General features: G+C 71.8%; 23 protein-coding genes. 8 read left to right on the forward strand and 15 right to left on the reverse strand.

Going from position 1 to position 25,372, the window contains the following annotated elements; all coding sequences use genetic code 11:
* Positions 1 to 5: 5 nt before the first annotated feature.
* From FFS25_RS00680 to FFS25_RS00730, 11 genes are all read right to left on the reverse strand, one after another.
* On the reverse strand, positions 6 to 1,418 hold the full coding sequence (locus FFS25_RS00680) for an FAD-dependent oxidoreductase (RefSeq protein ID WP_137801544.1): 1,413 nt from the start codon (positions 1,416 to 1,418) through the stop codon (positions 6 to 8).
* 90 nt (positions 1,419 to 1,508) lie between these two features.
* Positions 1,509 to 2,465: an ABC transporter permease gene (locus tag FFS25_RS00685; protein WP_137801545.1), complete on the reverse strand. Its 957-nt coding sequence runs from the start codon at positions 2,463 to 2,465 to the stop codon at positions 1,509 to 1,511.
* Positions 2,455 to 3,222, reverse strand: a complete 768-nt coding sequence (locus FFS25_RS00690; protein ID WP_029643547.1) for an ABC transporter ATP-binding protein — start codon at positions 3,220 to 3,222, stop codon at positions 2,455 to 2,457. Before FFS25_RS00690 ends, FFS25_RS00685 begins: the two co-directional genes overlap by 11 nt.
* A complete protein-coding gene (locus FFS25_RS00695; protein WP_137801546.1) occupies positions 3,219 to 4,391 on the reverse strand; it encodes an ABC transporter substrate-binding protein in 1,173 nt (390 codons plus the stop codon). Before FFS25_RS00695 ends, FFS25_RS00690 begins: the two co-directional genes overlap by 4 nt.
* On the reverse strand, positions 4,392 to 5,819 hold the full coding sequence (locus tag FFS25_RS00700; protein WP_487949750.1) for a sulfate adenylyltransferase subunit 1: 1,428 nt from the start codon (positions 5,817 to 5,819) through the stop codon (positions 4,392 to 4,394).
* A gap of 52 nt (positions 5,820 to 5,871) precedes the next feature.
* Positions 5,872 to 6,804: a sulfate adenylyltransferase subunit CysD gene (cysD, locus tag FFS25_RS00705; RefSeq protein ID WP_137801548.1), complete on the reverse strand. Its 933-nt coding sequence runs from the start codon at positions 6,802 to 6,804 to the stop codon at positions 5,872 to 5,874.
* 59 nt (positions 6,805 to 6,863) lie between these two features.
* Positions 6,864 to 7,625, reverse strand: coding sequence for a phosphoadenylyl-sulfate reductase (locus FFS25_RS00710; RefSeq protein ID WP_137801549.1), 762 nt, complete (start codon positions 7,623 to 7,625; stop codon positions 6,864 to 6,866).
* Positions 7,622 to 9,328: a nitrite/sulfite reductase gene (locus FFS25_RS00715; RefSeq protein ID WP_006214115.1), complete on the reverse strand. Its 1,707-nt coding sequence runs from the start codon at positions 9,326 to 9,328 to the stop codon at positions 7,622 to 7,624. The genes FFS25_RS00710 and FFS25_RS00715 overlap by 4 nt, the downstream gene beginning before the upstream one ends.
* A gap of 88 nt (positions 9,329 to 9,416) precedes the next feature.
* The gene (locus tag FFS25_RS00720; protein WP_137801550.1) at positions 9,417 to 10,727 is read right to left on the reverse strand and encodes a glycosyltransferase family 2 protein; all 1,311 of its coding nucleotides are present in this window, start codon (positions 10,725 to 10,727) and stop codon (positions 9,417 to 9,419) included.
* Positions 10,724 to 11,749 carry a glycosyltransferase family protein gene (locus FFS25_RS00725; protein WP_137801551.1) on the reverse strand — a complete coding sequence of 342 codons (1,026 nt, stop codon included), beginning with the start codon at positions 11,747 to 11,749 and terminating at the stop codon, positions 10,724 to 10,726. Before FFS25_RS00725 ends, FFS25_RS00720 begins: the two co-directional genes overlap by 4 nt.
* Entirely contained in the window at positions 11,746 to 12,744 is a 999-nt protein-coding gene (locus tag FFS25_RS00730) for a WcbI family polysaccharide biosynthesis putative acetyltransferase (protein WP_137801552.1), read from the reverse strand. Before FFS25_RS00730 ends, FFS25_RS00725 begins: the two co-directional genes overlap by 4 nt.
* A 145-nt stretch (positions 12,745 to 12,889) precedes the next feature.
* Here FFS25_RS00730 and FFS25_RS00735 point away from each other — a divergent pair, with 145 nt between their 5' ends.
* From FFS25_RS00735 to FFS25_RS00750, 4 genes are read left to right on the forward strand one after another with little or no spacing between them, the layout of a single operon-like run.
* A complete protein-coding gene (locus FFS25_RS00735; RefSeq protein WP_053448017.1) occupies positions 12,890 to 13,888 on the forward strand; it encodes a glycosyltransferase in 999 nt (332 codons plus the stop codon).
* Positions 13,885 to 14,934, forward strand: coding sequence for a glycosyltransferase (locus FFS25_RS00740; protein ID WP_171004034.1), 1,050 nt, complete (start codon positions 13,885 to 13,887; stop codon positions 14,932 to 14,934). The genes FFS25_RS00735 and FFS25_RS00740 overlap by 4 nt, the downstream gene beginning before the upstream one ends.
* Positions 14,931 to 15,923, forward strand: a complete 993-nt coding sequence (locus tag FFS25_RS00745) for a glycosyltransferase (protein WP_137801555.1) — start codon at positions 14,931 to 14,933, stop codon at positions 15,921 to 15,923. Before FFS25_RS00740 ends, FFS25_RS00745 begins: the two co-directional genes overlap by 4 nt.
* Positions 15,920 to 16,864 carry a glycosyltransferase family 2 protein gene (locus tag FFS25_RS00750; RefSeq protein ID WP_197017338.1) on the forward strand — a complete coding sequence of 315 codons (945 nt, stop codon included), beginning with the start codon at positions 15,920 to 15,922 and terminating at the stop codon, positions 16,862 to 16,864. Before FFS25_RS00745 ends, FFS25_RS00750 begins: the two co-directional genes overlap by 4 nt.
* On the opposite strand, the gene FFS25_RS00755 is transcribed toward FFS25_RS00750, so the two are convergent.
* Positions 16,785 to 17,948 (reverse strand): glucose-1-phosphate adenylyltransferase family protein, encoded by a 1,164-nt coding sequence (locus FFS25_RS00755; RefSeq protein WP_137801556.1) that lies wholly within the window; start codon positions 17,946 to 17,948, stop codon positions 16,785 to 16,787. The two genes, FFS25_RS00750 and FFS25_RS00755, sit on opposite strands and share 80 nt — an antisense overlap.
* Before the next feature lie 182 nt (positions 17,949 to 18,130).
* Here FFS25_RS00755 and FFS25_RS00760 point away from each other — a divergent pair, with 182 nt between their 5' ends.
* Positions 18,131 to 18,565, forward strand: a complete 435-nt coding sequence (locus FFS25_RS00760; RefSeq protein ID WP_137801557.1) for a YchJ family protein — start codon at positions 18,131 to 18,133, stop codon at positions 18,563 to 18,565.
* Positions 18,566 to 18,712: 147 nt separating this feature from the next.
* Complete coding sequence (locus FFS25_RS00765; protein ID WP_502704716.1) at positions 18,713 to 20,269, forward strand: NCS2 family permease; 1,557 nt, start codon at positions 18,713 to 18,715, stop codon at positions 20,267 to 20,269.
* An 80-nt stretch (positions 20,270 to 20,349) separates the two neighbouring features.
* Here FFS25_RS00765 and FFS25_RS00770 read toward each other — a convergent pair whose 3' ends face one another.
* A complete protein-coding gene (locus FFS25_RS00770) occupies positions 20,350 to 21,225 on the reverse strand; it encodes a spermidine synthase (protein WP_137801559.1) in 876 nt (291 codons plus the stop codon).
* A gap of 206 nt (positions 21,226 to 21,431) precedes the next feature.
* On the opposite strand from FFS25_RS00770, the gene FFS25_RS00775 reads away from it, so the two are divergent.
* Positions 21,432 to 22,157 carry an NYN domain-containing protein gene (locus tag FFS25_RS00775; RefSeq protein WP_137801560.1) on the forward strand — a complete coding sequence of 242 codons (726 nt, stop codon included), beginning with the start codon at positions 21,432 to 21,434 and terminating at the stop codon, positions 22,155 to 22,157.
* Here FFS25_RS00775 and FFS25_RS00780 read toward each other — a convergent pair.
* Positions 22,152 to 22,679, reverse strand: coding sequence for a GNAT family N-acetyltransferase (locus tag FFS25_RS00780; protein ID WP_171004035.1), 528 nt, complete (start codon positions 22,677 to 22,679; stop codon positions 22,152 to 22,154). The genes FFS25_RS00775 and FFS25_RS00780 overlap by 6 nt on opposite strands.
* Positions 22,680 to 22,684: 5 nt before the next feature.
* Complete coding sequence (locus FFS25_RS00785; protein WP_137801562.1) at positions 22,685 to 23,026, reverse strand: thiamine-binding protein; 342 nt, start codon at positions 23,024 to 23,026, stop codon at positions 22,685 to 22,687.
* A 217-nt stretch (positions 23,027 to 23,243) separates the two neighbouring features.
* On the opposite strand from FFS25_RS00785, the gene pta reads away from it, so the two are divergent.
* Complete coding sequence (gene pta, locus FFS25_RS00790) at positions 23,244 to 25,337, forward strand: phosphate acetyltransferase (RefSeq protein WP_137801563.1); 2,094 nt, start codon at positions 23,244 to 23,246, stop codon at positions 25,335 to 25,337.
* Positions 25,338 to 25,372: the final 35 nt, after the last annotated feature.

Raw genomic sequence — 25,372 nt, forward strand, 5'->3', positions numbered from 1 at the left:
AGGGCTCAGCCCTGTCGGGAGACCCGGACCATCTCCTCGCGGTCCACGACCTTCACGCGCTCGCGGGGGTTGCCCTCGGCGTCGTGGGAGGAGGCGCCGAGCGCCTGCTCGTGCTCGTCGAGCTGCAGCCAACCGTCCCAGGTGGTGTACTCGACGCCCTTGGACTCGAGGGTCACGACGACCGCCTCGGGCTCGGGGCGCACGGCCGAGAGCTGGCCGCGGTCCTCGAGCAGGTGCGTGATGGTCTCGAGGGCATCCGACTTGGTGGCGCCGATCAGGCCCACGGGTCCGCGCTTGATCCAGCCGGAGGCGTAGACGCCGTTGAGCACCGAGCCCTCGGGATCGACCACGCGCCCCTCCTGGTTCAGGATCACGCCGCGGTGGAGGTCGAACGGGATCTCCGGCAGCGGCGAGCCCAGGTAGCCGATCGCGTAGTAGACGGCGCCCATGGGGTGGTCGACGTACTCGCCGATCGGGGACACGGAGCCGTCCTCGTTGAGGCGGGTGCGCTCGGTGCGAAGCGCCACGACCTTGCCGTCCTCGCCCAGGATCTGCTCCGGGCGCTGGAAGAAGTGCAGGTGCAGGCGGCGCGAGGCCGTCTTGGGGGTCTCGTCCTCGACCCACTTGCGCAGGGTCTTGAGCATGACCTTGGCCTGGTTGGAGTCACCGGCTGCCTCGTCGGCCACATCCTCCGGGGAGTAGTCCTCGTCGTGGACGATGACGTCGACGTCCGGGACCTTGCCGAGCTCGCGCAGCTCGAGCGGGGTGAACTTCATCTGGGCCGGGCCGCGGCGGCCGAAGACGTGGACGTCCGTGACCGGGCTGGCCTTCAGCCCCTGGTACACGTTGCCCGGGATCTCGGTGGTGAGCATGTCATCCGCGTGCTTGGCCAGCACGCGGGCCACGTCCAGGGCCACGTTGCCGTTGCCGATGACCGCGACCTGCTCCGCCTCCAGGGGCCACTCGCGCGGGTAGTCGGGGTGCCCGTCGTACCAGGCGACGAAGTCCGCCGCTCCGTGCACGCCGTCGAGCTCGACGCCCTCGACCTCGAGCGGGGCGTCCTTGACGGCTCCGGTGGAGAACACGACGGCGTCGTAGAGGTCCTGGAAGTCGCCCAGGGTGAGGTCCCGGCCGTACTCGACGTTGCCGAAGAAGCGCACCGCGCCGCTGCCCAGGATCTGACGCAGGGCCGTGATGATGCCCTTGATGCGGGGGTGATCGGGGGCCACGCCGTAGCGGATCAGGCCGAAGGGGGTGGGGTAGCGGTCGAAGAGGTCGATCGAGACCTCCACCTCGCCGGACTTCACGGCCTCCGACTTGGCCAGCATGTCCGCGGTGTAGATGCCCGCGGGGCCGGCGCCGATGATCGCCACGCGCAGCGGCCGTGCGGCGCCCTGCGTCTGCGTCTGCTCCGTCATGTATCTCTCCTCCTCGGCCCCAGCCGGGGGCCGTGCGTACGTTTCTGCGGCTGATCCACTGAGGCCAGCCTAAGCAATGAGTTGGTCCGCTCAGGACCGCAGCAGGCCGCGACCTCGCAGCAGCCGCTTCTCGAGCGGGTTGAACAGCAGCAGCTCGATCACGATGCCGACCGCCAGGATGGTCAGCACGGCGGTCAGCACGACCGCCATGTCCGAGACGGTGCGGCCCTGCGCCAGCAGGGAGCCCAGCCCGAAGCCGATCGAGCCGCCGATCGCGATGAGCTCGGCACCCATCAGGGAGCGCCACGAGAACGCCCAGCCCTGCTTGAGCCCGGCCACATAGCCCGGCATCGCCGCGGGCAGCACGACCTTCAGCGCCAGCGTGGAGCCCGTGGCCCCCATGATCCGCCCGGCCTTGAGCAGCTGCGGCGGGATCTGGTCCACGCCGGCCAGCATGCCGTTGACGATCGACGGGATCGCGCCCATCAGCACCACGAAGTAGACCGTGGCATCCGACAGGCCGAACCACACGATCGCCGCCGGCACCCAGGCCACCGAGGGCAGCACCTGCATGCCGGAGATCAGCGGGCCCACCGCGTTGCGCAGCCCCTGCCACGAGGCGATCAGCAGGGCGAGAGGCGTGGCCACGAGAACCGCGATCAGGAAGCCGCTGATGCCTCGCCACAGCGACGTGCCCAGCGCCCCGGGAAGCGTGCCGTCGGCGGTGGCCGCCCCGATCTGCCGGGCGACGTCGATCGGTCCCGGCATGATGTCCGGGCGCGGATCCATCAGGGCCACGAGCAGCTGCCAGATCAGCACGGCGGCCACGAGCGCGGCCAGCGTGGGGGCGGCGCGCTGCCGGAAGACCTCCCCCGGGGAGCGTCGACGGCGGCCGTCGGACTGCAGCGCGTCCAGCCCCGCCAGGGCGCTGTCCGGGGAGTCGGGGCTGGACGCGGACGTCGCCGAGGACGACGGGCCCGACGACGGCGTGCCGCGACCCTGCGCCCAGGGCGTCTGGGCGTCGGCGGTGGTGCGATCAGCGGGCATGGCGGCCGATCTCCTCCCTGAGGCGGCGGGTGATGGTGCGGGTCAGCTCCGCCAGCGTCTCCTCGGAGGTCTGGCCGCTGGCCTCGAAGCCGTAGGAGTCCGGATCCTTCCAGGGCCCCGTGTCCCACTGCTCGACGATCCGCCCGGGCCGCGACGACAGCAGCAGCACGCGCTGGCCCAGGTGGACGGCCTCGGAGACGTTGTGGGTGATGAACACGATGGTGCGCCCGGTGACCTCCCAGATCCGCAGCAGCTCCTCCTGGAGCAGGTCCCGGGTGATGGCGTCCAGCGCTGAGAAGGGCTCGTCCATCAGCAGGACCTCGCGCTCCTGGGCGAGGCCGCGGGCCAGGCCAACGCGCTGGCGCATGCCTCCGGAGAGCTCGTGCGGGCGCTTGTCCGCGACCTGCGGCAGGCGCACGAGCTCGAGCAGCTCCTCGGCCCGCTCGCGGCGCTGGGCACGGGGCACGCCTGCCAGCTCGAGGGCCAGCTCCACGTTCTGCCCGGCGGTGAGCCAGGGGAACAGGGAGGCATCCTGGAACATGAACGCGCAGCCCTCGGCAGGTGCCGTGACGCTGCCCGCGGTGGGCTCCTCGAGTCCGGCGATGATGTTCAGCAGCGTCGTCTTGCCGGAGCCCGAGGCCCCGAGCAGGGTCACGAACTCGCCACGGCGCACCTCCAGGTCCAGGTCCGCGAGCACGGGAGGCCCTCCGAAGGACTTGGCCAGCCCGTCCAGGCGGATCACGGACTGCCCGCTCACTGCTGGGCCTCCACGGGCTCCAGGCCTCGCTGCTCGCGCACGCGGTTCAGCGGCTCCACGTCGACCATGCCGTCCAGCGAGGCATCCTGCGTGACCCCGGCGGAGACGCCGTTGTCGAGCAGGGTCGAATACGTCGAGGCCATGGGATCGGCGGTCCACTGCATCTGCTCCAGGGCGCTGATCAGCGTCTGCTCAGGCAGCGCCTGGCCCTGGGCGTCGACCATCGCCTCGTTGAGCATGACGGCCTCGTCCTCCTGCGGCATCTGCTCGAGGTGCTCGACCGAGTCCTCGAGGCCGTCGAGCAGCTTCTCCACGGTCTGCGGGTGCTCCTTGAGGTAGTCGGTGCGCACGGCCAGCACCGTCGTGGGGTACTCGCCGTCGGGCCACAGATCGCCCTCGTCCACGAGCACGCGACCGCCCTCCTCGGTCATGAGGGTGACCCACGGCTGGGGGCCCCAGAAGCCGTCGATCTGGCCCTGCCGGAAGGTCTGCAGCGCCTGACCGGAGGGCATGGGCGTGATCGAGACGGAGTCCGGGGAGCCGGTGTCCACCTCGTAGCCGCGCTCCTCGAGCCACACGCGCAGCGCCACGTCCTGCGTGCCGCCCAGCGCCGGGGTCGCGAACGTGCGCCCGGCCAGGTCGTCCTCGCCGGCGACGTCGTCGGAGACGATGAACTGCGCGCCGCCGGAGGTCGCCCCGCCGATGATCGTGATCGACTCGCCGCCGGACTGCACGTACGAGTTGATCGCGGGGTTCGGGCCCATGAACGCGGCATCGACCTCGCCGGAGTTCATGGCCTCGATGGTCGTGGGGCCGGTCGAGAAGACCTGGGTGCTCAGCTCGGTGCTGCCCAGCGCCTCGTCGAAGATCCCGTCGTGGACACCGGCCAGCGCCGGGCCGTGCGTCAGGTTGGCGAAGTAGCCCAGCGTGAGCTCGTCGGCATCCGAGGTCTGGATCCGCTGGTCCTCGAGCGCGTCCAGCGTCCCGTTGGCGCGCAGCGCCGTGGCCGTCACGGACAGCACGAGCAGCATGGCCAGGCCTGTGAGCACCAGGGGCCAGCCGGTGAAGCGGCGCTTGGGCCGCTGCCGCCCCTGGGACCCGCCGGGGGTGCGCGTGACGGTCTCCAGCGGTTCTGGGGCGCCGTCGCGGCCGCAGCTGCGTTCGGCCACTCAGCCCTCCCCGACCAGGCCGGCGGCCAGGGTGTTCCCGGACTGCTCGTCGATCAGCAGGAAGGCGCCGGTGCGGCGCAGCTGGGCGTAGTCGTCCAGCGGCAGCGCCGACGGGGTGCGCAGCACGACCGAACCGATGTCGTTGAGCTCGAGGGACTGCGCCTGGCCCAGCTGCATGGTCTCCAGGTCCAGGGCGCCGACGATCTCGCCCACCATGGCCTTGACCGTGGCGGTGCCGTGCTTGAGCAGCACGCGGGAGCGCGGGCGCAGAGGGGTCTCGCCGAGCCAGGCCAGGCGGGCCGCGATCTCCTTGACCGGCTCCGGCGGGGTCGGATCGGCTGCGGCGATGAGCTCGCCGCGGGCCACGTCGAGGTCATCGGCCAGGCGAAGCGTCACCGAGCGCGGGGCGGCGGCCTCCGTGAGCTGCTCGCCCGGGAAGGGACCGGCCTGCTCGGAGGCCGTGCCGGCCACGTCGATGCCCACGACCGTGCTCCGGCGCCCCGACGGCTGCACGACGACCTCATCGCCCACGGAGACGGTCCCGGAAGCGATCTGCCCGGCGTAGCCGCGGTAGTCGCGGGTGGCCTCGGGATCCACGCCCTGGGCCACGCCTCCCTGCGGGCGGATGACGTACTGCACGGGGAAGCGGAAGGGTCGGGCCTCGCCGCGGCCGGACTCGTCGACCGTGGGCAGCTCCTCGAGGATCCGCAGCAGCGGGCGGCCGTCGTAGCCGGCCCGGGAGTACCAGGACAGCCGCTCGGAGGGCTCCACGACGTTGTCGCCCTCCAGTGCGGAGACCGGCACGACCTTCAGACCCTGGAGGAGCTCCTCGGAGCCGATGCTGCGAGCGACCTCGGTGATCTCGTCGCGGATCTCGTCGAAGCGGGCCTGCGACCAGTCCACCAGGTCGATCTTGTTGACGGCCACGATCACGTGTGGGACGCGCAGCAGCGCCGTCACGGCCAGGTGGCGGCGGGTCTGCTCGAGCACGCCGTGGCGGGCGTCGACCAGCAGGACGACGGCGTCGGCGGTCGAGGCGCCGGTGACCGTGTTCTTCGTGTACTGCACGTGCCCGGGGCAGTCGGCCAGCACGAACGAGCGGCGGTCGGTCGCGAAGTAGCGGTAGGCCACATCGATCGTGATGCCCTGCTCGCGCTCGGCGCGCAGCCCGTCGGTCAGCAGGGCGAGATCCAGCTTGCCCTCGCCGCCGCCGAAGCCGCGCTCGGCGGAGGTGCGGGCCACGGCCTCGAGCTGATCGGCCAGGATCGCCTTGGCGTCGTGCAGCAGCCGGCCCACCAGGGTGGACTTGCCGTCGTCGACGGAGCCGGCGGTCGCGAAGCGGAACAGCGAGCCGGGATCGATCGTGGAGGTCACGGCGGGAGCGGAGGTCTCGGTCACGGGCACCTTCTGTGGTTCTTCGGCGCGCATCGGCGCTGGGGCGTGGACGGGGCGGAGGCAGCGGGGCTCACGGCCCGGAGGATCAGAAGTAGCCGTCCTTCTTGCGATCCTCCATGGCGGCCTCGGAGATGCGGTCATCGGCGCGGGTGGCGCCTCGCTCGGTCAGCGTGGAGACGCCCACCTCCGCGACGACGTCGGCCACGGTGGCGGCCTGGGAGACCACCGCTCCGGTGCAGGACATGTCGCCCACCGTCCGGTAGCGGACCTGCTTCGCCTCGATCTGCTCGTCCTTGCGCGGCTGGCACACGGGGGTCACCGACATCCACATGCCGTCGCGCTGGAAGACCTCGCGCTCGTGGGCGAAGTAGATCGGGGGCAGGTCGATGTGCTCGCGCTCGATGTAGCGCCAGATGTCCAGCTCAGTCCAGTTGGAGATCGGGAAGGCGCGCACGTGCTGGCCCGCCGTGTGGCGCCCGTTGTACAGGTTCCACAGCTCGGGGCGCTGGTTGCGCGGATCCCACTGCCCGAACTCGTCGCGCAGGGACAGGATGCGCTCCTTGGCCCGGGCCTTGTCCTCGTCGCGGCGCCCGCCGCCGAACACGGCGTCGAAGCGGTTGTCGGCGATCGCGTCCAGCAGCGGGGTGGTCTGCAGCGGGTTGCGGGTGCCGTCGGCGCGCTCGGTGAGGCGGCCGTCGTCGATGTAGTCCTGGACGGAGGCCACGACCAGGCGAAGCCCCAGCCGCTCGACCGTGCGGTCGCGGAAGGAGAGGACCTCCGGGAAGTTGTGCCCGGTGTCCACGTGCAGCACCGGGAACGGTATCGCCGCCGGCCAGAACGCCTTGGCCGCCAGGTGGAGCATGACCACGGAGTCCTTGCCGCCGGAGAACAGCATGGCGGGGCGGTCGAACTCGGCGACGACCTCGCGGATGATGTGGATGGCCTCGGACTCGAGGGCGTCCAGGGCGGACTGCTCGCCCGTGGCGGACACGGCGGCAGACGCGGCGGTCTCTGTCATGGGGTCTCGCTCTCCTGAAGGTTCGGTGGTCTCGTGGTGCGGGCGGACCCGCGCGGGCATCAGAGGTGGATGCCGCACTCGATCTTGTCGCTGCCGGACCAGCGCCCGGCGCGGGGGTCCTCGCCCGGGGCGACCTTACGGGTGCAGGGCGCGCAGCCGATCGAGAGGTAGCCCTCGGACAGCAGCGGGTTCACGGGCAGCCCCTCGCTGTTCGAGTGCTCCACCAGGTCGTCCAGCGACCAGCGGACCATGGGGTTGACCTTGACCAGCTTGTGGGTCTCGTCGAAGGACACGAGCGGGGCGTCGGTGCGCGTGGGCGACTCGTCGCGGCGCACGCCGGTGAACCAGACCTCGTAGTCCTGCAGGGACTCGGCCAGCGGCTCCACCTTGCGCATGGCGCAGCAGGCCGTGGGGTTCGTGCGGAACAGGTCCTTGCCGTGCTGCTCGTCCTGCTGGGCGACCGTCAGCTTGGGAATCACGTCGATCACGTTGATGTCCAGCATGGCCTTGGCGGCCTCCTTGGTGCCCTCGGTCTCCGGGAAGTGGTAGCCGGTCTCCAGGAAGAGCACGTCCACGTTCGGGATCTGCTCGGCCACCAGCGCCGGCAGGACCAGGTCCGCCATCGAGCAGGCCACGGCCACCCGTGCGTTCGGGAAGTTCTCGGCGACCCAGCGGATCGCGGCCGTGTGATCGGCCTCGCCCTCGGCGGGGACGTGGCCGTCGGCGTCGAGCTCGGCGCCCAGCTCGCGAGCGCCCGCGGCGGCGAGCTCGCGCAGCTCGTCCTCGCTGCGCAGCGTCTTCTCAGCGGTTCCAGCGGTCATTGCAGATCCTCCTCCTCGGCGCGGGTGCTCCACGCGGCGAAACCCTCTCCGGGCTCGCGTTGTTCCGCGAAGCGGCGGGTCAGGCGCTCCACGTACTCGGGCAGCTCGTCCTGGAACACCTTGAGCCCGCGCACGGTGCGGCCCAGGTTGGCGTCGCCGCCGTGCTCCGAGCTGGTCAGCCCGCCGCCCAGGTGCACCTGGTAGCCGGGCTTGGAGCCGCCGTCCTCGGTCGGCAGCAGCTGGCCCTTGAGCCCGATGTCGGCGACCTGGATGCGCGCGCACGAGTTGGGGCAGCCGTTGATGTGCAGGGAGATCGGCACGTCCAGCTCGAGGTCCTCGAGACGGCGCTCGAGCTCGTCGATGGTGTCCGAGGCGACCTGCTTGGTCTCCACGATCGCCAGCTTGCAGAACTCGATGCCCGTGCAGGCCATGGTCGAGCGGCGGAACGGCGACGGCTTGACCTTGAGGTCGATCTCGTCGAGGGCCTCGATCGCGGCGTCGACGTCGTCGTCGGCGATGTCCAGCAGGACGATCTTCTGCTGCGGGGTCAGGCGCACCCGGTCCGAGCCGAAGCGCTCCATGATCTCGGCCAGCGCGGCGAGCTTCTCCCCCGGCATGCGGCCCACGCGCGGGGCCGCGCCCAGGTAGTTCCGGCCGTCCTTCTGCCGGTGCACGCCGATGTGGTCCGAGGGGCCGGTGGGCGCGGCCGGGGCGGGGCCGTCGGCCAGGGCATAGCCCAGGTACTCGGTCTCGAGCACCTCGCGCATCCTCTGCGGCCCCCAGTCCTTCATGAGGAACTTCATGCGGGCCCGGTTGCGCAGGCGGCGGTAGCCGTAGTCGCGGAAGATCGAGGTGATCCCGCGCCAGACGTCGCGAACCTGGTCCTCCTGCACGAACACGCCCAGGCGCTGGCCAAGGTACGGCTGCACCGACAGCGCGCCGGCGACCCACAGGTCGTAGCCGGGGCCGAGCTCGGGGTGCACGACGCCCACGAACGAGCAGTCGTTGATCTCGTGGGCCACGTCCAGCGACGGGTGCCCGGTGACCGCGGTCTTGTACTTGCGCGGCAGATTGGAGAACTCGAGGGTGCGCACCTCGGCCTTCAGCGCCTCGATCGCGGGCGTGGGGTCCAGGATCTCGTCGGCGGCCGCACCGGCCACCGGGGAGCCCAGGATCACGCGGGGAACGTCGCCGCAGGCCGAGACGGTGTCCAGACCGACCTCGTCCAGGCGCCGCCAGATCTCCGGGACGTCCTCCACGCGGATCCAGTGGTACTGGATGTTCTGCCGGTCCGTGATGTCCGAGGTGCCGCGAGCGAACTCCTGCGAGATCCCGGCCAGGCAGCGCAGCTGGGCGCGGGACATGGCGCCGCCGTCCAGGCGCACGCGCATCATGAAGTACTCGTCCTCGATCTCCGCGTCCGACAGCGCGCCGGTGCGGCCGCCGTCGATCCCGGGGCGGCGCTGGGTGTACAGCCCCCACCAGCGGAAGCGCCCGTGGAGATCATCGGGATCGATCGAGGCGAAGCCCTCCTTCGAGTACTTCTGCTCGATCCGGGCGCGCACGGCGAAGCCGTCGTCGGCGGCCTTGAACTCCTCGTTGTGGTTCAGGGGCTCGCGGCCGTCGACCGCCCACTGCCCCTCGGGCTTGGGCTTGCGTGCGCGTGCAGGGCGCGAAGTGGTCTCGCTCGTCATGCCGACCATGGAACGACGACGGGGGCCGCCGCGTCACATGGGAGGTCACCCGGCGTCATCATTGACTTCTCAGGCTTGACTAAGTTAACGGCCCGGCTCATGCGTCATCCCGGAAGACGTCCTCGAGCCGCGTGCCCGCCTGGAGCAGCGGCCAGCAGCGGATCAGGCGCAGCATCTGCTCCTCCGCGCCGACGGCCTCCCCGGGATCCCGGCCGCGCAGCCCGAGGGCGGTGCGAGCCGCGACCCGGACGGGGTGGATCCGCGCGAGCACCTGGCCGCCGCCCGTGACCACCAGCGCGGGCGCATCGTGGGCCGCCGCCTGCTCGCAGGCCTCCTGCAGACCGCCCGGCGGGATGCGGCAGGCGCGCACCAGCTCGACCTCGAAGCGCGGACGGACACGAGCGGCGCCCCCCTGCCCGCCGACGGAGGGAGCGGGTCTCCCCAGCTGCACCCGCGGATCGGCCGCCAGCATCTCCTCCAGCTCCTCTGCCATGTCCCCGGACCCGCCCGGGAGCCGCACGTGGACATCGCCGGATCCCAGCAGATCCCGCACCGCGAGTGCGGCCGCGCCCGTGCGCAGATGCTCCTGCCTCTGCGCGGCATCGCCCCAGGTGACCACGATGTCCGCCACGGCATGCACCATCCCCGAGGGCCGGGCGATCGGGTGGGTGATCCGCGAGGCCAGGCGCAGGCTCTCGCGGTTCTTCTGCAGCACGGCCGCCGACGGATCGGCTTCCGAGCGCCCGCCCCAGTCGGCCCCGCGGTGCACCGCGCGCGCCGCCGGGGCATGCAGCAGCTCGCAGCCGCCCAGCACGGCCTGCCAGCCCAGCTCCCAGTCCTCCCCGCCGTAGCCGACCATCGCGGCGTCGAACCCGCCGAGGCGCTCGAAGGTCGAGCGGCGGCAGGAGAGCACCGCGGAGATCACGTACCGGAAGTGGGAGTCGTCGTGGCGGCGCAGATGATCGGTCTGCGCCCACGCCCGGGCCAGCCACTGCGGCTCGCCCAGATCACGCGGCGGGTGCGCGGTGTCGTCCACATGGACCCTGGTCCCCACGACGAGGGCGTGGGGATGCTCGCGCAGGGCCTCCTCGACGGCGGCGAGGTAGCCCGGCTCGGGCACGGTGTCGCCATCGAGGAAGACCAGGATCCCGCCGCGGCAGTGCCCGGCCCCCAGGTTCCGCGCCGCCGCCGCTCGAAACCCGCGGTCATCCTGGCGCACCACGCGCACCCCGGCGGGGACCCGGGGCGGGCGCGCGGAGCCGTCATCGGCCACGACGATCTCCAGCGCCTGCACCGGCTCCTGCGCGCGCAGCCCCGCGAGCACAGCGTCCAGGCCCTCCTGGTCCTCGAAGTACGGGATCACCACGGAGATCCCGCCGCTGTCGGCCCCAGCGGACGCGAGCGTCATCGCAGCAGCTCCTTCCACGCATCCGCATAGGCCTCGGCGACCTGCGCCCAGCCCCACCGCGGCAGCGGGCGATCGGCCCGGGTCCGCCGCGGCTCGGCCAGCAGCTCGCCCACCGCCGTCCCCAGCTCCTCGCGCCGACGACGCAGCACGGCGCCGGGCCAGCGCTCGTCGATCTCGCGCATGTACGGGCCGTCCACCACGAGCGGCCGGCGCCCGTGGGCGATCCACGTGTTGAGCGAGCCCGAGGCGGAGACGTGCAGGTGCGGGCACACGGGGACGTCGACCGCCTCCAGCTGCCCCGCCAGCTCGGGCTCGGGGACGTAGCCCGTGAGCTCGAAGCGCACCCCGCGCGCCGCGGCGCGCTCCCGCAGCACCTGGACGTCGGCGTCGTGGCCCGCCGCACTCGCCCCGATCGCGCGCACCAGGGTCCCCCGCGGCACGGAGTCGATCACATCCTCGATGCCCTTGCCGGGATGCACGAAGCCCAGAACCCCCACGACCGCGCCATCGCCGGCGGCCGCGGGGCGCCCGACGGGCAGAGCCTCCTCGAGGGGCAGCGGCACTGCGCGCACGGCGGTGCTCGCCCCGCCGTCGGGCCCCTCGCCGGCCGCCGCGCGCAGGGCCGCAGCCTCGTGCTCGGAGTGGGCGATCACCAGATCGGCGCCGCGCACCAGGCGGGCGAAGGCCGTGCGGCGGCGAGCGAACCTCTGCGCCCCCTCCTCCGGCTGCGGCACGTCGTGGGGGCCCACGCTCAGCAGGCCGCGGCCGCGCAGCCGCAGCACGGCCTCGACCGCGCCGTCCGCATCGGCGCCGAACAGGGCGTCGGTGAAGCTGACGTGCAGCAGCGCCTGAGCGGACGGCTCCGCGACGGGCAGCTCGACGGTCCGTCGCACGAGCCGGTGGTCGAACCCGCCGACCCCGGCCTCCCGCGCGGCGTGGAACAGACCCAGCCCGTGCCGGACCACCCCGTGGCTCTCGGGGCCCACGACCAGATGGCTGATCACCGAGGCCCGGCGGCTCACGGCAGCAGCCCCAGCATGGTCATGCGCTGCCCGTGCCGGGCCAGGGCGCGCTCGATCAGCCGCGGCCTGGCCCGGCAGAAGGCGAGCTGCTCCCGGGCGATCCCGGCCTCATCGAGCTCCCGGGCGTCCCGGCCTGTGCCCAGCCGCCATCCGCTCGTGCGCGCGTCGGGGCGCAGGACAGCCCCGAGCGCCCTCGCGTGCATCGGATCCACGGGGGCCTCCACCGAACGCAGCAGCTCGCGCCCGGGATCGGCGACGCCATCCGGGTCCGGGGCGAAGCCCAGCCCCCGGCCCAGCTCCTCCAGCACCCGATGGGCCAGGATGCGCAGCGTCGCGTTGTCGGGGTGATTGATGGTGTGCCAGTGCGGGCGGGCCTCGAGCGCATCCGACATGACGACCGTGCCATGGGCCTGCTCGCGTGCTCGCAGCTGCCCCACGGATTCGGCATGCAGGGCCTCCAGCGCCTCGGCCTCCAGCCGCGGGGCGTTCGGCGGCAGGGCGTCGGGCCTGAGGCCCGTGCCCGCCCGCGAGGCCTGCGCGATCGTGCGCAGATCCGAGTACGGCACCGCCGGCGGATCCAGCGAGCTGTCCTCCGGGTCCCGGACGATGACCTGGAACGGGTGCAGCCCGGCATAGCGCAGCACCGGAATGCGCAGCCGCAGGGACGACGACGGCAGCAGCGCCTCGAGCTGGCGCGTGCCGGAGGGCAGGCCGCGGTAGTCGTCGCGCACCGGCTGCATCACGAGCGCGTCGGTCCGGGCCATGAGCCGGGCGGCCGCCTCGGCATCGCGGGTGCCCCACTCGAAGACCGGCGGGACGCGCACGGAGCGCAGGCCGGGATCGGCATCCAGCAGCACGCGCAGAGACTCCGCCTGGCAGTTGCCGATCACGACCACGAGGGGCAGATCACCCGGGGCGGCGTCGTCCTGTCCGGCGCGCTCCGAGGCCTGTCCGTAGAAGTCCGCATAGTGCTTCGCGCGCCCGGGGTTGCTCACCGTATGATGATAACGATACTTATGACCAGGGGCCCCGTGGGGTCCCTTCTGCGCGGAAGGCGGTGGAGGGCTGACAGCAGTGCATCGTGCTGTGCAGGGGCCTCAGAGACTGCGAGCAGCGCCGATCCCCGCCCATCATCCCTATGTGGACGCCGTGGAGCCGCTGGCCGGCTGGGACGGATTCGAGCTCGTCGCACCCCCCGAGCTCGACGCAGCAGGACCGGGGACCTGGATCCCGCACCCGCTGCTCGAAGCGCAGCGCCTGGCCGAGGACGCCGATCGCGTGGATGTCCTGCACGTGCACTTCGGCTTCGAGCACCGCACCCCGCAGCAGATGCGCGAGCTCGTCGAGCAGTGCCGCGCCTCCGGGATCCGTCTGGTGCTCACCGTGCACGATCTGTCCCATCCGCATCTGCGCACCGCTCAGGAGCAGCGGGAGCACCTCGAGCGCCTGGCCGTGCTGATCGAGGCAGCCGAGACCGTCATCACCCTCACCGGTTCGGCGGCCGAGGAGATCCACCGGCGATTCGGCCGCCGGGCGGAGGTCATCGCCCACCCCTGCGTCGTCGCGCCGCAGCGAGCGCGACGACTGCAGGAGCAGGTCCGCGAGCGCGGCGGGCCCTCGCTCGGGGTCGCCGTGTTCCTCAAGGACCTGCGGGCCAGCACCGTGCGGGAGCTGTCCTGGCACCGGGATCTGGCCGAGGGGCTCCGAGGGGTCGGCGCCCGACTCACCGTCTTCCTGGACGAGCGCGCGGCCGGCACCGAGCTGGGCCGCGGCCTGAGCGGCATCCAGGGCCTGGAGCTCGTGGTGCATCGGCGGATGGACGACGAGCGCCTGTTCACACAGGTGGCCGAGTGCGCCGTCGTCGTCCTCCCCTACCTTCGCGGGACCCACTCCGGGTGGCTGGAGATGTGCCGGGACCTGGGCGTCGTGGTCGTGGCCCCGGACTGCGGGCACTTCGCGGATCAGGCCGACCAGCCGGGCGCGGTGCTCTCCTGCCGCACGGGCGACGGCCGCGATGCCGCCCGTGCGGCCGCACAGGCTCTGGGCGTCGCACCCCTGCCATGGGCCGGCGACCGCGCCGCCCAGGCCGAGCGCATCGCGCTGCGGCACCGCGAGCTGCTTGCCGAGGCAGGATCATGAGGATCGCCGTGATCGGCCCGTCGCGCATGCCGATCGCCCCGCCCTTCGGCGGAGGGCTCGAGGTCTTCGTCCAGCGCATGGTCGAGGGGCTGCGCTGTCGCGGGCTCGACGTCGACCTGTTCGCAGCCGCAGGCTCCCAGGGGCATCGCCGCGATCTGGAGTTCCCCGGCGTCGACTGGAGCGGGCACGAGCACGGCGCCCGCGACGACCGCTATCCGCCCGGCGCCCGGGAGTCCGAGACCGCCGCCTTCGCCCGCGTCTGCCGGCATCTGGAGCGCTCCGACTACGACCTGGTGCACAACAACAGCGTGCACCCCTCCATCCTGGAGCTGGGCCCCGCCCGTCGCCCGCCGATGGTCACGACCCTGCACACCCCGCCCCAGGACGACATGCAGGGCGTGCTCGGTCGGGTTGCGGGCGCCTCCGAGAGGTTCTGCGCGGTCAGCCGGTTCACGGCCCGCCAGTGGTCGCTGCCGCGCGCCGCGGAGGTGATCCACAACGGCGTGCAGACGGACCAGTGGCGCCCGGGCCCCGGCGGCGGAGGGGCGGTCTGGTTCGGGCGCCTGACCCGGGAGAAGGCCCCCCACCTTGCCATCGAGGCCTGCCGCCGGCTCGGGATGCCGCTGACCCTGATCGGGCGCTGCGCGGATCCGACCTACTTCTCCCAGCGGATCGCTGCACACTTGGGGGATCAGGTGCGCTGGCTCGGGGCCATGGCTCCGGAGCAGATCATGGACGAGGTCGGGCGGGCCTCGCTGGCCCTGGCCACGCCGCAGTGGGATGAGCCGTTCGGGCTCGTGCTGATCGAGGCGCTGTCCTGCGGCACTCCCGTGGCCGCGTTCAGCCGCGGGGGCATCCCCGAGATCCTGCGCACCGTGCCCGAGCACCTGGCCCGGCCCGACGACGTCGACGACCTCGTGCGCGCGGCCCGCGCAGCCCTGCACCAGCCGCGCGCCGAGGCCCGGGCCATCGCGGTCGAGCGCTTCGACCTGAAGGTGATGATCGATCGGTACCTGTCCTTGTTCGAGGAGGTGATCGCGTCGTGATCGGCCTGTACGCCCATCATCAGGGGGCCGGGCATCTCACCCGCTGCCGCGCGCTCGCCCGCGCCCTGGCCCCGCACGAGGAGGCGGTGATCCTCTCCTCCCACCCCGAGGCCGATGTGGTCCTGCCGATGGACGCCCCCGCCGACGAGCGCGGCGTCACCGCCCACGGGGCGCTGCACTGGGCGCCGCAGGGCCACGACGGATACACCGAGCGCATGGCGATGATCGCCGCGTGGGTGCGCGATCACCGTCCCTCGGTCGTCCACGTGGACCTCTCCGTCGAGGTGACGGCGCTGGTGCGCCTGCTCGGGGTGCCCACGACCGTCCAGGCCCTGCCGGGCATCCGCGACGACGCCCCGCACGAGCTCTCCTTCCGGCTGGCCGATCGGATCGTGGCGGCGTGGCCTGACTGGGTTGCACTGCCGGCTCACCTGGCGCCGTCAGCCGAGCGGGTGCATCGGGTGGGCGGGATCAGCCGCTTCGAGGGCCGCTCCCTGTGCGCGGTGCGCGGTCGCGATGCGGCGATCCTGCTGGGCCGCGGCGGCCAGGACGGCTCGCCTGCCTACTGGCACGAGGTCGCGCGGATCGCCTCCGCTCACCTGGGCGGGCGCTGCCGGCTGCTCGGGCTCGACGAGTGGGTCGAGGACCCGTTCGAGGTCCTCTCCGAGGCGGGGGTCGTGATCACGGCGGCGGGGCAGAACTCCGTGGCCGATGCAGCCGCCGCCGGGGCCCCGATGATCGTGCTGGCCCAGCAGCGCCCCTTCGCCGAGCAGGAGACCACCGCGCGCATCCTGGCCGACGCCGGCCTGGCCGTGGTGCCCGAGGCACCCGGTCTGCCGGCGGCGGGCGAGTGGCCGCAGCTCATCGACCGCGCGCTGCTGCTGGGGTCCCCGCAGGACCGGCGCCGGGCATGGCAGGTCGACGGCGCCGCCAGCCGCGCCGCCGAGACCGTCCTCGGGGCGGCTGGACACGGGCGGGGCGGGTCATGAGCGCGCCGGCGGCGCCTTCCGTGCACGTCGTGACGGTGTGCTCGATCGGGCGGCGGGACCACGTCCTGCGCCAGCTCGAGGCCGTGCGGCGCTGGCTGCCCGCGGCCGTCCACCACACGGTGCAGATCGGCCCCGAGCCCTTCGAGGCCCCCGGGACCCGTCGGCTGGATCGCACCGGGCCCGGGCCCGTGAACCTGGCGGCCGCGCGCAACGCCGCTGGCGACACCGCCTGCGACGCCGGTGCGGACGTGATCATCTTCCTCGACGCCGACTGCCTGCCCGGTCCCGATCTCGGCGCGGCCTACACCGCTGCGGCTGCCGTGCGCCCCGGGGTGCTGTGCGGACCCGTGACCTACCTGCGCGCGCAGGACCGCCCCTACGACCTCGACCTGCTGAGCTCGCTGCGCAGCCCCCATCCCGCTCGCCCCGATCTCCCGCGCGGACAGGCCCGCTGCGCTCGCCCCGGGGAGCACGTCCTGTTCTGGTCCCTGAGCTTCGCGCTCAGCGCCGGGACGTGGCGGGGACTGCGCGAGCGCTTCGGCGGCTTCTGCGAGGAGTTCACCGGCTACGGCGGCGAGGACACGGACTTCGCCATGAACCTGTCCGCCCACGGCGTCGCGCTGCAGTGGGTGGGCGGTGCCGACGCGTATCACCAGTGGCACCCGGTGTCCTCGCCGCCGGTCGAGCACCTGGACGACATCCTGCGCAACGCGGAGGTCTTCGCCCGGCGCTGGGGCTGGTGGCCCATGGAGGGCTGGTTCCGAGCCTTCGAGCAGCGCGGTCTGGTGGTCGCCGACGGACCCGGATGGCGCCGCGCGGGAGCTCCCGACGGCGCACCCGGCACCGAGCCCGTTCAGCGGGTCAGAAGCCTGAGGGCAGCGTCGCCGAGCGGTCGAAGCGCTCGGTCACGGCCACGCGGCCGTCGGCCCCGATCAGCGTGACGGCCTCGGCCGTGCCCCGCTTGGAGCCACCGGCGATCTCGGCCCCGGCATCGACGATCACGTTCTCGAGCTGCACCCCCGCGCCCACGCGCACGCCGTCGAGCAGCACGCTGTGGCGCACGACCGCGCCCTCCTCGACCACGACCCCCGGACTGAGCACCGAGTGCTCGACCGTGCCCCGGATCCGGGAGCCCGCCGAGATCAGGGATTCCGAGACCTCCGCCGAGGCCGCGATGCGGGCCGGGAGCAGCTGCGGCTGCCCGGAGACGATGGGCCACTGAGGGTCATCCAGCACGGCGCCGTCGCCGTCGAGGATCTGCAGCTGCGCCGTCCAGTAGGACTGCAGGGTGCCCAGATCCATCCAGTACCCGTCCATCCGGTGCTCCACGACCCTGCGGCGCTGCACGAACCACGGGATGAGGTCGTGGCCGTAGTCCTCCAGCCCGCCCTCGGCCTCCTGAAGGTCCTCGAGCGCCTCGATCAGCTGGGGTCCGTCGAAGAGGAACATCTCCGCGGCCACGATCTGCCCCTGGGGGTCCTCGGGCTTGTACGCGAACTGCCTCACGCTCCCCTGTCCGTCGGTGCTCACCACGGAGTAGCGGGAGGGATCCTCGTCCACTCGGGTGGTGACCAGGGTCAGGTCGGCGCGCTGGCGCTGGTGGGTGTCGATCACGTCCAGGAAGTTCAGCGTGTAGAGGTGATCTGCCGAGAGCACGAGCACCAGGTCCGGGTCGAACTCCTGGATGGTCTGCTTCTGCCGCAGCAGCGAGTCCGAGTTGCCCTGAGGGAAGCCCTCACCCTCGGCCCCCTGGAACGGAGGCAGCACATGCAGACCGCCGTGCGTGCGGTCGAAGTCCCAGGGCCGCCCGTTGCTCAGGTGCCGATTCAGGGTGTGCGGCAAGTACTGCTCGATCACCCACACGTCCGAGAGATGGGAGTGCATGAGGTTCGACATCGAGATGTCGATCAGCCGGTAGGTCCCGGCCACCGGCAGCGCGGGCTTGACCCTGTGCTCCGTCAGGGCCTCCAGCCGGGAGCCCTTTCCCCCTGCCAGGACCATCGCCATCGTCCGCGGAATGCGCATGCGGGCCCTCTCCTCGTCGTGAGTGTCCTGCCGACGATCGTAGTCGCGCGATCCCGGGATGAGGGTGACAGAGGCAGGCCCGTGCCATAGTGTCCCGACCCACGGGCCGCCCGTGCGCCCCTCCCCTGCCCGGGAGGCGGCATCGCACCGCAGACCGGCCCTCCCTCGTCCCGAACGGATCCATGACGCTCCCCGCTGACACCACCCCGGCCGCCCTCGACCCGCAGTCGCGCTGCCCCTGCGGCTCCGGCGACGTCTACGGCGGCTGCTGCCTGCCGCTGCACCAGGGCAGGCCCGCACCCACGGCAGAGGCCCTCATGCGCTCGCGCTTCAGCGCCTTCGCGGTGGACGACGAGCAGCACCTGCTGCGCACCTGGCACCCCGACACCCGGCCCGAGACCCTCGAGCTGGATCCGGACCTGCGCTGGTACCGCCTCGACATCCACGCCACCACCGGCGGCGGCCCGTTCGAGGAGTGGGGCACGGTCGACTTCACCGCCCACTACCGGCCCATGCCCGGGACCGATGCCCCGCGCGGCAGCCAGCACGAGAACTCCCGCTTCCGCCGCGTGGACGGGCAGTGGCTCTACCTCGACGGCGCCGTCCACTCCGCCTGACGGAGGAGCCGGCGATGCGGAGGTGTGGCCGGTTCCACACCTCGCCGGCCCATATCGGCCGCGGCGGGCCCGGCGACCCGCCGTAGAATCGGCTGATCCGTCGGAGTGCCGCATGACCGACGGCGCCCTTCTCGAGAGAGCCGCACCATGTCCTCACCCTTCTCGCGCGACTCGTCGCAGCCACCCTGGCAGGCCTCCGACGCCCCGTCCGAGCACACCGCGCCCGCCTCCGCGGAGCAAGCGACCGCCACCGGCACCGACGTCGCCGCACCCCCGTCGGCGCCCAAGGGCGGCCTCGACCGCTGGTTCAAGGTGACCGAGCGCGGCTCCACCATGGGCCGTGAGGTCCGCGGCGGCGTCGCCACGTTCATCGCCATGAGCTACATCGTGGTGCTCAACCCCCTGATCCTGGGGCTGGGCGCGGACTCGACCGGCGCCACCCTGGGCGTGGACCGCGTGGCGGCCATGACCGCCCTGATCGGCGGCGTCATGACGATCCTGATGGGCGTCGTGGCCAAGACCCCGTTCGCCGTGGCCACCGGCCTGGGCGTCAACGCGTTCCTGGCCGTCACGATCGCCACCACGCCCGGGCTGACCTGGGCGCAGGCCATGGGGCTGATCATCTGGGCCGGCGTGATCATGTTCGTGCTCGTGCTCACGGGCTTCCGCACCGCGGTGTTCAACGCGGTGCCGGCCTCGTTGAAGTCGGCGATCGTCGTGGGCATCGGCCTGTTCATCGCGCTGGTCGGCCTCGTCAACGCGGGCTTCGTGCGCCGCATGCCGGATGCCGCCGGGACCACCGTGCCCGTGGACCTGGGCGTGAGCGGCGAGCTCATCGGCTGGCCGCTGCTGACATTCGTGATCACGCTGCTGCTGACGATCACCCTCATGGTCCGCAACATCCGCGGGGCCATCCTGATCGCGGTGCTCAGCGGCACCGTCCTGGCGCACGTCCTGGAGGCCGTCGCGCCGTCCGGCTCCTCCGTCGAGAATCCGGCCGGCTGGTCGCTCGTGGTGCCCTCGACCCCCACGGGCCTGTTCTCGCTGCCCGATCTGTCCCTGGTGGGCGAGGCCGACCCGGTCGGGCTGTGGACCCAGCTGGGCGTCACGACCGTGCTGCTGCTGATCTTCACGATCCTGCTGTCCATCTTCTTCGACGCCATGGGCACCATGGTCGGGCTCTCCGAGCAGGCCGGTCTGGTCAAGGACGGGAAGATCGACAACGTCGACCGCATCCTGCTCATCGACGCCGCGGGCGCGGTGGCCGGCGGCGCGGGCTCGGTGTCCTCGAACCAGATCTTCGTGGAGTCCTCGACCGGCATCGCCGAGGGCGCGCGCACCGGCCTGGCCAACGTGGTCACGGGCCTGCTGTTCCTGGCCGCCATGTTCATCACCCCGCTGGTGGAGGTCGTGCCCTTCGAGGCCGTGGCCCCGGCCATGGTGGTCGTCGGCTTCCTGATGGCCAAGAACGTCGTGCGCATCGACTGGGACGACTGGGGCATCGCGGTGCCGTCGTTCCTGACCTTCGTGCTCATGCCGTTCACGTACTCGATCGCCGACGGCATCGGCGCCGGCTTCATCTCCTACGTGTTCATCCGCGTGGTGCAGGGCCGGATCCGCGAGATCCACCCGCTGATGTGGGTCGTGGCCGCGGCCTTCGTGGCGTATTTCGGCATCGGGGTGATCGAGGGCTGGATCCTCTGAACCCCTGACCCCACACCGCCGAGTGGATCCTGATTTGCGCTGTTTGGCCCGATAGCGCAACTCAGGATCCACTCGGCGTCTCAGGGGTCTCGGCGGGGAGGGGTCGTCCCGACGAACGCGCGCACCCAGCTCGCGTCCTTGTGCTGAGCGGGCACGGGATCGATCAGCAGCTCGCGCTCCATGGCCGCGGCCTCCGGCGAGGCAGCTGCGGGCAGGGGCGCATGGGAGGCGGCCAGCACGACGTTGCCGTAGCGGCGCCCCTTGAGCATCGCAGGATCGGCGACGGCGGCCACGTGCTCGAACACCTCCCGCAGCGCCGCCGCCTCCGCGCGGGCTCCCTGCAGATCGCGGGTGTCGCCCACGTTGAGCAGGTACAGCCCGCCCGGGGCCAGCACACGATCGACCTGACGGGCGAACTCCACGGTGGTCAGCGGCTCGGGCGTCACAGAGCCGGCGAAGACGTCGCGGATCACGACCTCGCGCGTGGACTCGGTCAGCGACTCGGTGACCTCCCGAGCCTCCCCGGCGCGCACGCGCAGCAGCGGGGCCCGCGGCAGGTCGAACCAGCCGCGCACGAGCTCGACGAGCCGCGCATCCAGCTCCACGACCACCTGCCGGGCCTGCGGCCACTGCCAGTGCACCCACCGCGCCATGGAGCAGGCGCCGCCGCCCAGGTGCAGCACGCGCAGGGTCGTAGGCTCCAGGTGCGCGGCCACGTGCGTGCGCAGGAGCGCGGCCATCCAGCGCATGTACTCGAAGTCGAGCAGCTCGGGCCGGGAAGGGTCCACGTGCGAGGACGGGACGCCGTTGACGAGCACCGTCCAGGCGCCGGGGCTCAGGTCATCCGGACGCAGCTCGACCTCTCCCGTGGCGATCGGCCACGTCCCGGGCTGCAGCGCATCCGGATCCTCGGAGGCCTGTGCATCGTCCCTGCGGTTCCTGCGCTGTCGGCCCATGCGCGCCAGTCTAGGCGCGGCGCTCCTTACCCAGATCTTTGACTAGCAATGCAAAAACACTGCTATAGTGCATTTATCAGCCCCTGCCGTTGACCCTCCATTGATCAGGAGAGCCGCCGATGACAGGGGCTTCCTTCTACCCAGGGGATGACATGGGAGACACCCGTCGGCACGGTTCGACCCAGGGGCCACAGGCTCCGACGCCCATGCGAGAGATCGTCACCGCCATCATGGTGGATGGCGGCTTCTACCGTCGACGAGCGCGACGGCTCTTCGGCGAAAAGACTCCTGAGCAGCGGACTGAGGAACTCACCAAGTACTGCCGCAGGCACATCAGGAAGTCCCGCAGCCACCTCTACCGGATCTTCTACTACGACTGCCCACCCTCGGAGAAGGTCCTCTTCCACCCACTGAATCAGCAGCAGGTGAACCTGGCCCAGACCCCCGAGTTCGAGTGGATGAGCGAGTTCCTCCAGAAACTCGTGAAACAACGCAAGGTGGCCCTCCGACGCGGGGAGGAACTTCAGACTCAGCAGGGCTATCTCCTCAAGTCCGACCCCCTGAAGAAACTGTGCCGCGGAGCCATCAGCGTCGACGACCTGACAGTTCAGGACTTCACGCTCGACATCACCCAGAAGGGCGTCGACATGCGCATCGGGCTGGACATTGCCTCCCTCGCCGAACGCCGAGCCGTCAACCAGATCATCATGATCACGGGAGACAGCGACTTCGTCCCTGCGGCCAAGCACGCCCGCCGCGAAGGCATCGATTTCATCCTGGATCCAATGTGGGCGAATATCGCGGACAGCCTCAGCGAGCACGTCGACGGCGTGAGGGAATGCGTCTCCCGCGCCCCTGCCAACCTGAACGACCCGCTGCACGTCGACAACTTGCTGAGCCGAGCGCCTGTCGATGATGACGACGAGCTATAGAGCCCGCCGCATCCGGAAGGTCTCCTGCCCGGCCCACGGGCCATCCGCCGGGTAGGACGGGCCGATGCGCTCGAACCCGTTCTTGGCGTAGAAGGCCTCCGCCCGCGCATTGCCCGCCATGATCCAGAGGTAGACCGGGTCGTGGCCCTCGACGGCCTCGTCCAGCAGCTGCCGACCCAGTCCGGAGCCGTGCAGGCGCTCCAGGACGTAGAGCTTCACGAGCTCGCGCTCGGGCTGCAGGTCGGGCTCGAACTGCAGCTCCCAGCGCTGGGGGCCGTCGCACACCGTGGCGAATCCCGCAGGCTCGCCCGTGCCGTCGAGCCCCAGCACCACGCGGCCGGCGGGATGGGAGAGGAACTCACGGTCCTCGGCGGCGATGTCCGCCACCGACTCCTCCGAGAGCAGGGCCTCGGCGAAGTCCTGGCCGTACAGCGGCTGGTAGGTCTCGCGCAGGCAGGCGACGTGCAGCCGGGTCAGGGCGTCGGCGTCGTCGGGACCGGCGACGCGCGTGGACCAGGCCACGGAACTCAGGACTCGTCCTGGGCTGCGTGCCCGCCCTCGAGCTGCTGGCGCTGGATCGCAGCCTCCAGACGCTCGACCTTGCCGTCGATCTCGCCAGTGTGACCGGGTCGGATGTCCGCCTTGAGCACGAGCGAGACGCGGGGCCCGAAGCGCCCGACGGCCTCGGTGGCCTCCTTCACGACGGCCATCACCTCGTCCCACTCGCCCTCGATGCTGGTGAACATCGAGTCGGTGCGGTGCGGAAGCCCGGAGTCGCGGACGACCTGGACGGCGGCTGCCACGGCGTCGTGGACGGAGCCGGCGGGGTTGTCCCCGCCCATGGGCGATACGGAGAAGGCGACGATCATGCCCCCAGCGTAAGCCTGCTCACCGGCACTCGGACAGGGCCCCGTCGACGACCGCCATGTGAAACCCCGGGGAAGCCCGGGCAACCCCGGGTCCGGCGGCAGGCCCACCGCCTAGGCTGGACAGCAGACTGGTCTGTGCCCGTCGGCGTGCTCGGGGAAGCCCCCGGGGACCACGCAGGGGCGGGGCACGGAGACGACCTCGACGAGGAGCATCCCCATGACCCAAGGCATCTACCTCAGCGCCATGACCCCGGCCGCCGGCAAGTCCCTGATCGCGCTGGGGCTGACGGACACCCTGTTCAAGAACTCCGACCGTGTGGGCTTCCTCCGTCCGGTGCACCTGGGCGAGACCCCAGAGCAGGACCCCATGCTCGCGCTCATGGCCCAGACCTTCGAGCTGCCGCCGGAGCGGTGCCGCGGCGCTGTCACCCTGGAGCGCTGCCGGGAGATCCTGGCCTCGGGCGATCACGACGCCCTGGACTCGGCGGCCGTGGACGTCTACGCGCAGATGGCCGAGCACTGCGATGTCATCGTTGTCGACGGCACCGACCTGCTGGCGCACAACGCCGCCACCGCGGAGTTCGACCTCAACGCGCGCCTGGCCAACAACATGGGCTGCTCCGTTCTGGCGGTCATCGGCGGTCAGCAGGCGGAGCACCCGGAGGACCTGCTCAACGCCGTGGAGGTCACCCGCACGGAGCTGCGCGACTCCAAGTGCGACATCTTCGCGATCATGGTCAACCGCTGCCCCGCCGAGTGGGTCGAGAAGGTCGCCCACAAGGCCAAGCGCGGGCTGCACAACCTCCCGGTCTACGTCCTGCCCGAGGTCCCGGAGGTCATCAGCCCCACCGTGGAGGAGCTCGTGGAGTCGGCGGGCCTGCGCTCGGACCTCACCGACGTCACCCTTGACCGCGACATCAAGGGCGTGAAGATCGCGGCCATGAACGTCGAGCACTTCCTGGAGCTGCTCGTGGACGGCGATCTGGTGATCACCCCCGGAGACCGCTCGGACGTGCTCATGGCGACCCTGGCCGCAGCGCTCACCCCGGATCAGGCCACCCCCGCAGGTGTGCTGCTCACGGGCGGCTTCGTGCCCGAGGGCCTGGTGCGCTCGTTCGTGGCCGGCGCCCCCTTCCCCGTCCTGAGCACCGAGGAGGACACCTACACGGCCGCCAAGCGCGTCGGCTCCGCCCGCGGGCGGATCGTCAAGGGAGGCGCCCGAAAGTCGGCGGCCGCGCTGGGCGCCTGGGCGAATCAGGTCGACGGCGAGGAGCTGGCCTCCCGCCTGCGCCTGGAGCGCCCCGAGCGGCGCACTCCCCTGCGCTTCCTGCACGAGCTCGTGGAGCAGGCCCGACGAGACCGCAAGACCGTCGTGCTGCCCGAGGGCGACGACGCCCGCATCCTGCGCGCCGCCGAGATGATCCATCGCCGCGGCTTCTGCGACCTGGTCATCCTGGGCGAGCCGGACGAGGTGGCCCGGCTGTGCGATGCCGAGGGCATCGACCTGGACTTCGAGGCCGACGGGCTCGAGCTGATCGACTTCCGCCACGACGCCGAGCGCCGCGAGCGCTACGCCGAGGCCTACGTGGAGTACCGAAAGCACAAGGGCGTGGACAAGGACACCGCCCTGGAGCGCATGCTCGACGGCTCGTACTTCGGCACCATGATGGTCCAGCTCGGCGATGTGGACGGCATGGTCTCGGGCGCGGCCCACACCACCGCCAACACGATCCGCCCCGCGCTCGAGTTCGTGAAGACCAAGGAGGGCGTCGGCGTCGTCTCCTCGGTGTTCTTCATGCTCCTGGAGGACCGCGTGCTGGTCTACGGCGACTGCGCCGTGAACCCCAACCCGAACGCCGAGCAGCTCGCGGACATCGCCAAGGCCTCCGCCCAGACCGCCCGGGCCTTCGGAGTGGACCCGCGCGTGGCCATGCTCTCCTACTCGACCGGCTCCTCCGGCTCCGGCGAGGACGTCGAGCGGGTCACCGAGGCCACCCGACTGGTCCAGGCCGAGGAGCCGGACTTCCCCGTCGAGGGCCCCATCCAGTACGACGCCGCCGTGGACGCCTCGATCGCCCAGAAGAAGCTGCCCGGCTCCGAGGTGGCCGGGCACGCGACCGTGTTCGTGTTCCCGGACCTGAACACCGGCAACAACACGTACAAGGCCGTCCAGCAGTCCGCCGGTGCCGTCGCCGTGGGCCCGGTCCTGCAGGGCCTGCGCAAGCCGGTCAACGACCTCTCCCGCGGCACCACGGTCGAGGACATCGTCAACACCGTGGCGATCACCGCGATCCAGGCCCAGAACGGCTGAGCGTCCGCCGCAGCGGCACCTCAGCACACCGAATC

Origin of the sequence: Kocuria sp. 2SI (genome assembly GCF_005502825.1) — a bacterium.
In the GTDB taxonomy this organism is placed as follows: Bacteria; Actinomycetota; Actinomycetes; order Actinomycetales; family Micrococcaceae; genus Kocuria; species Kocuria palustris.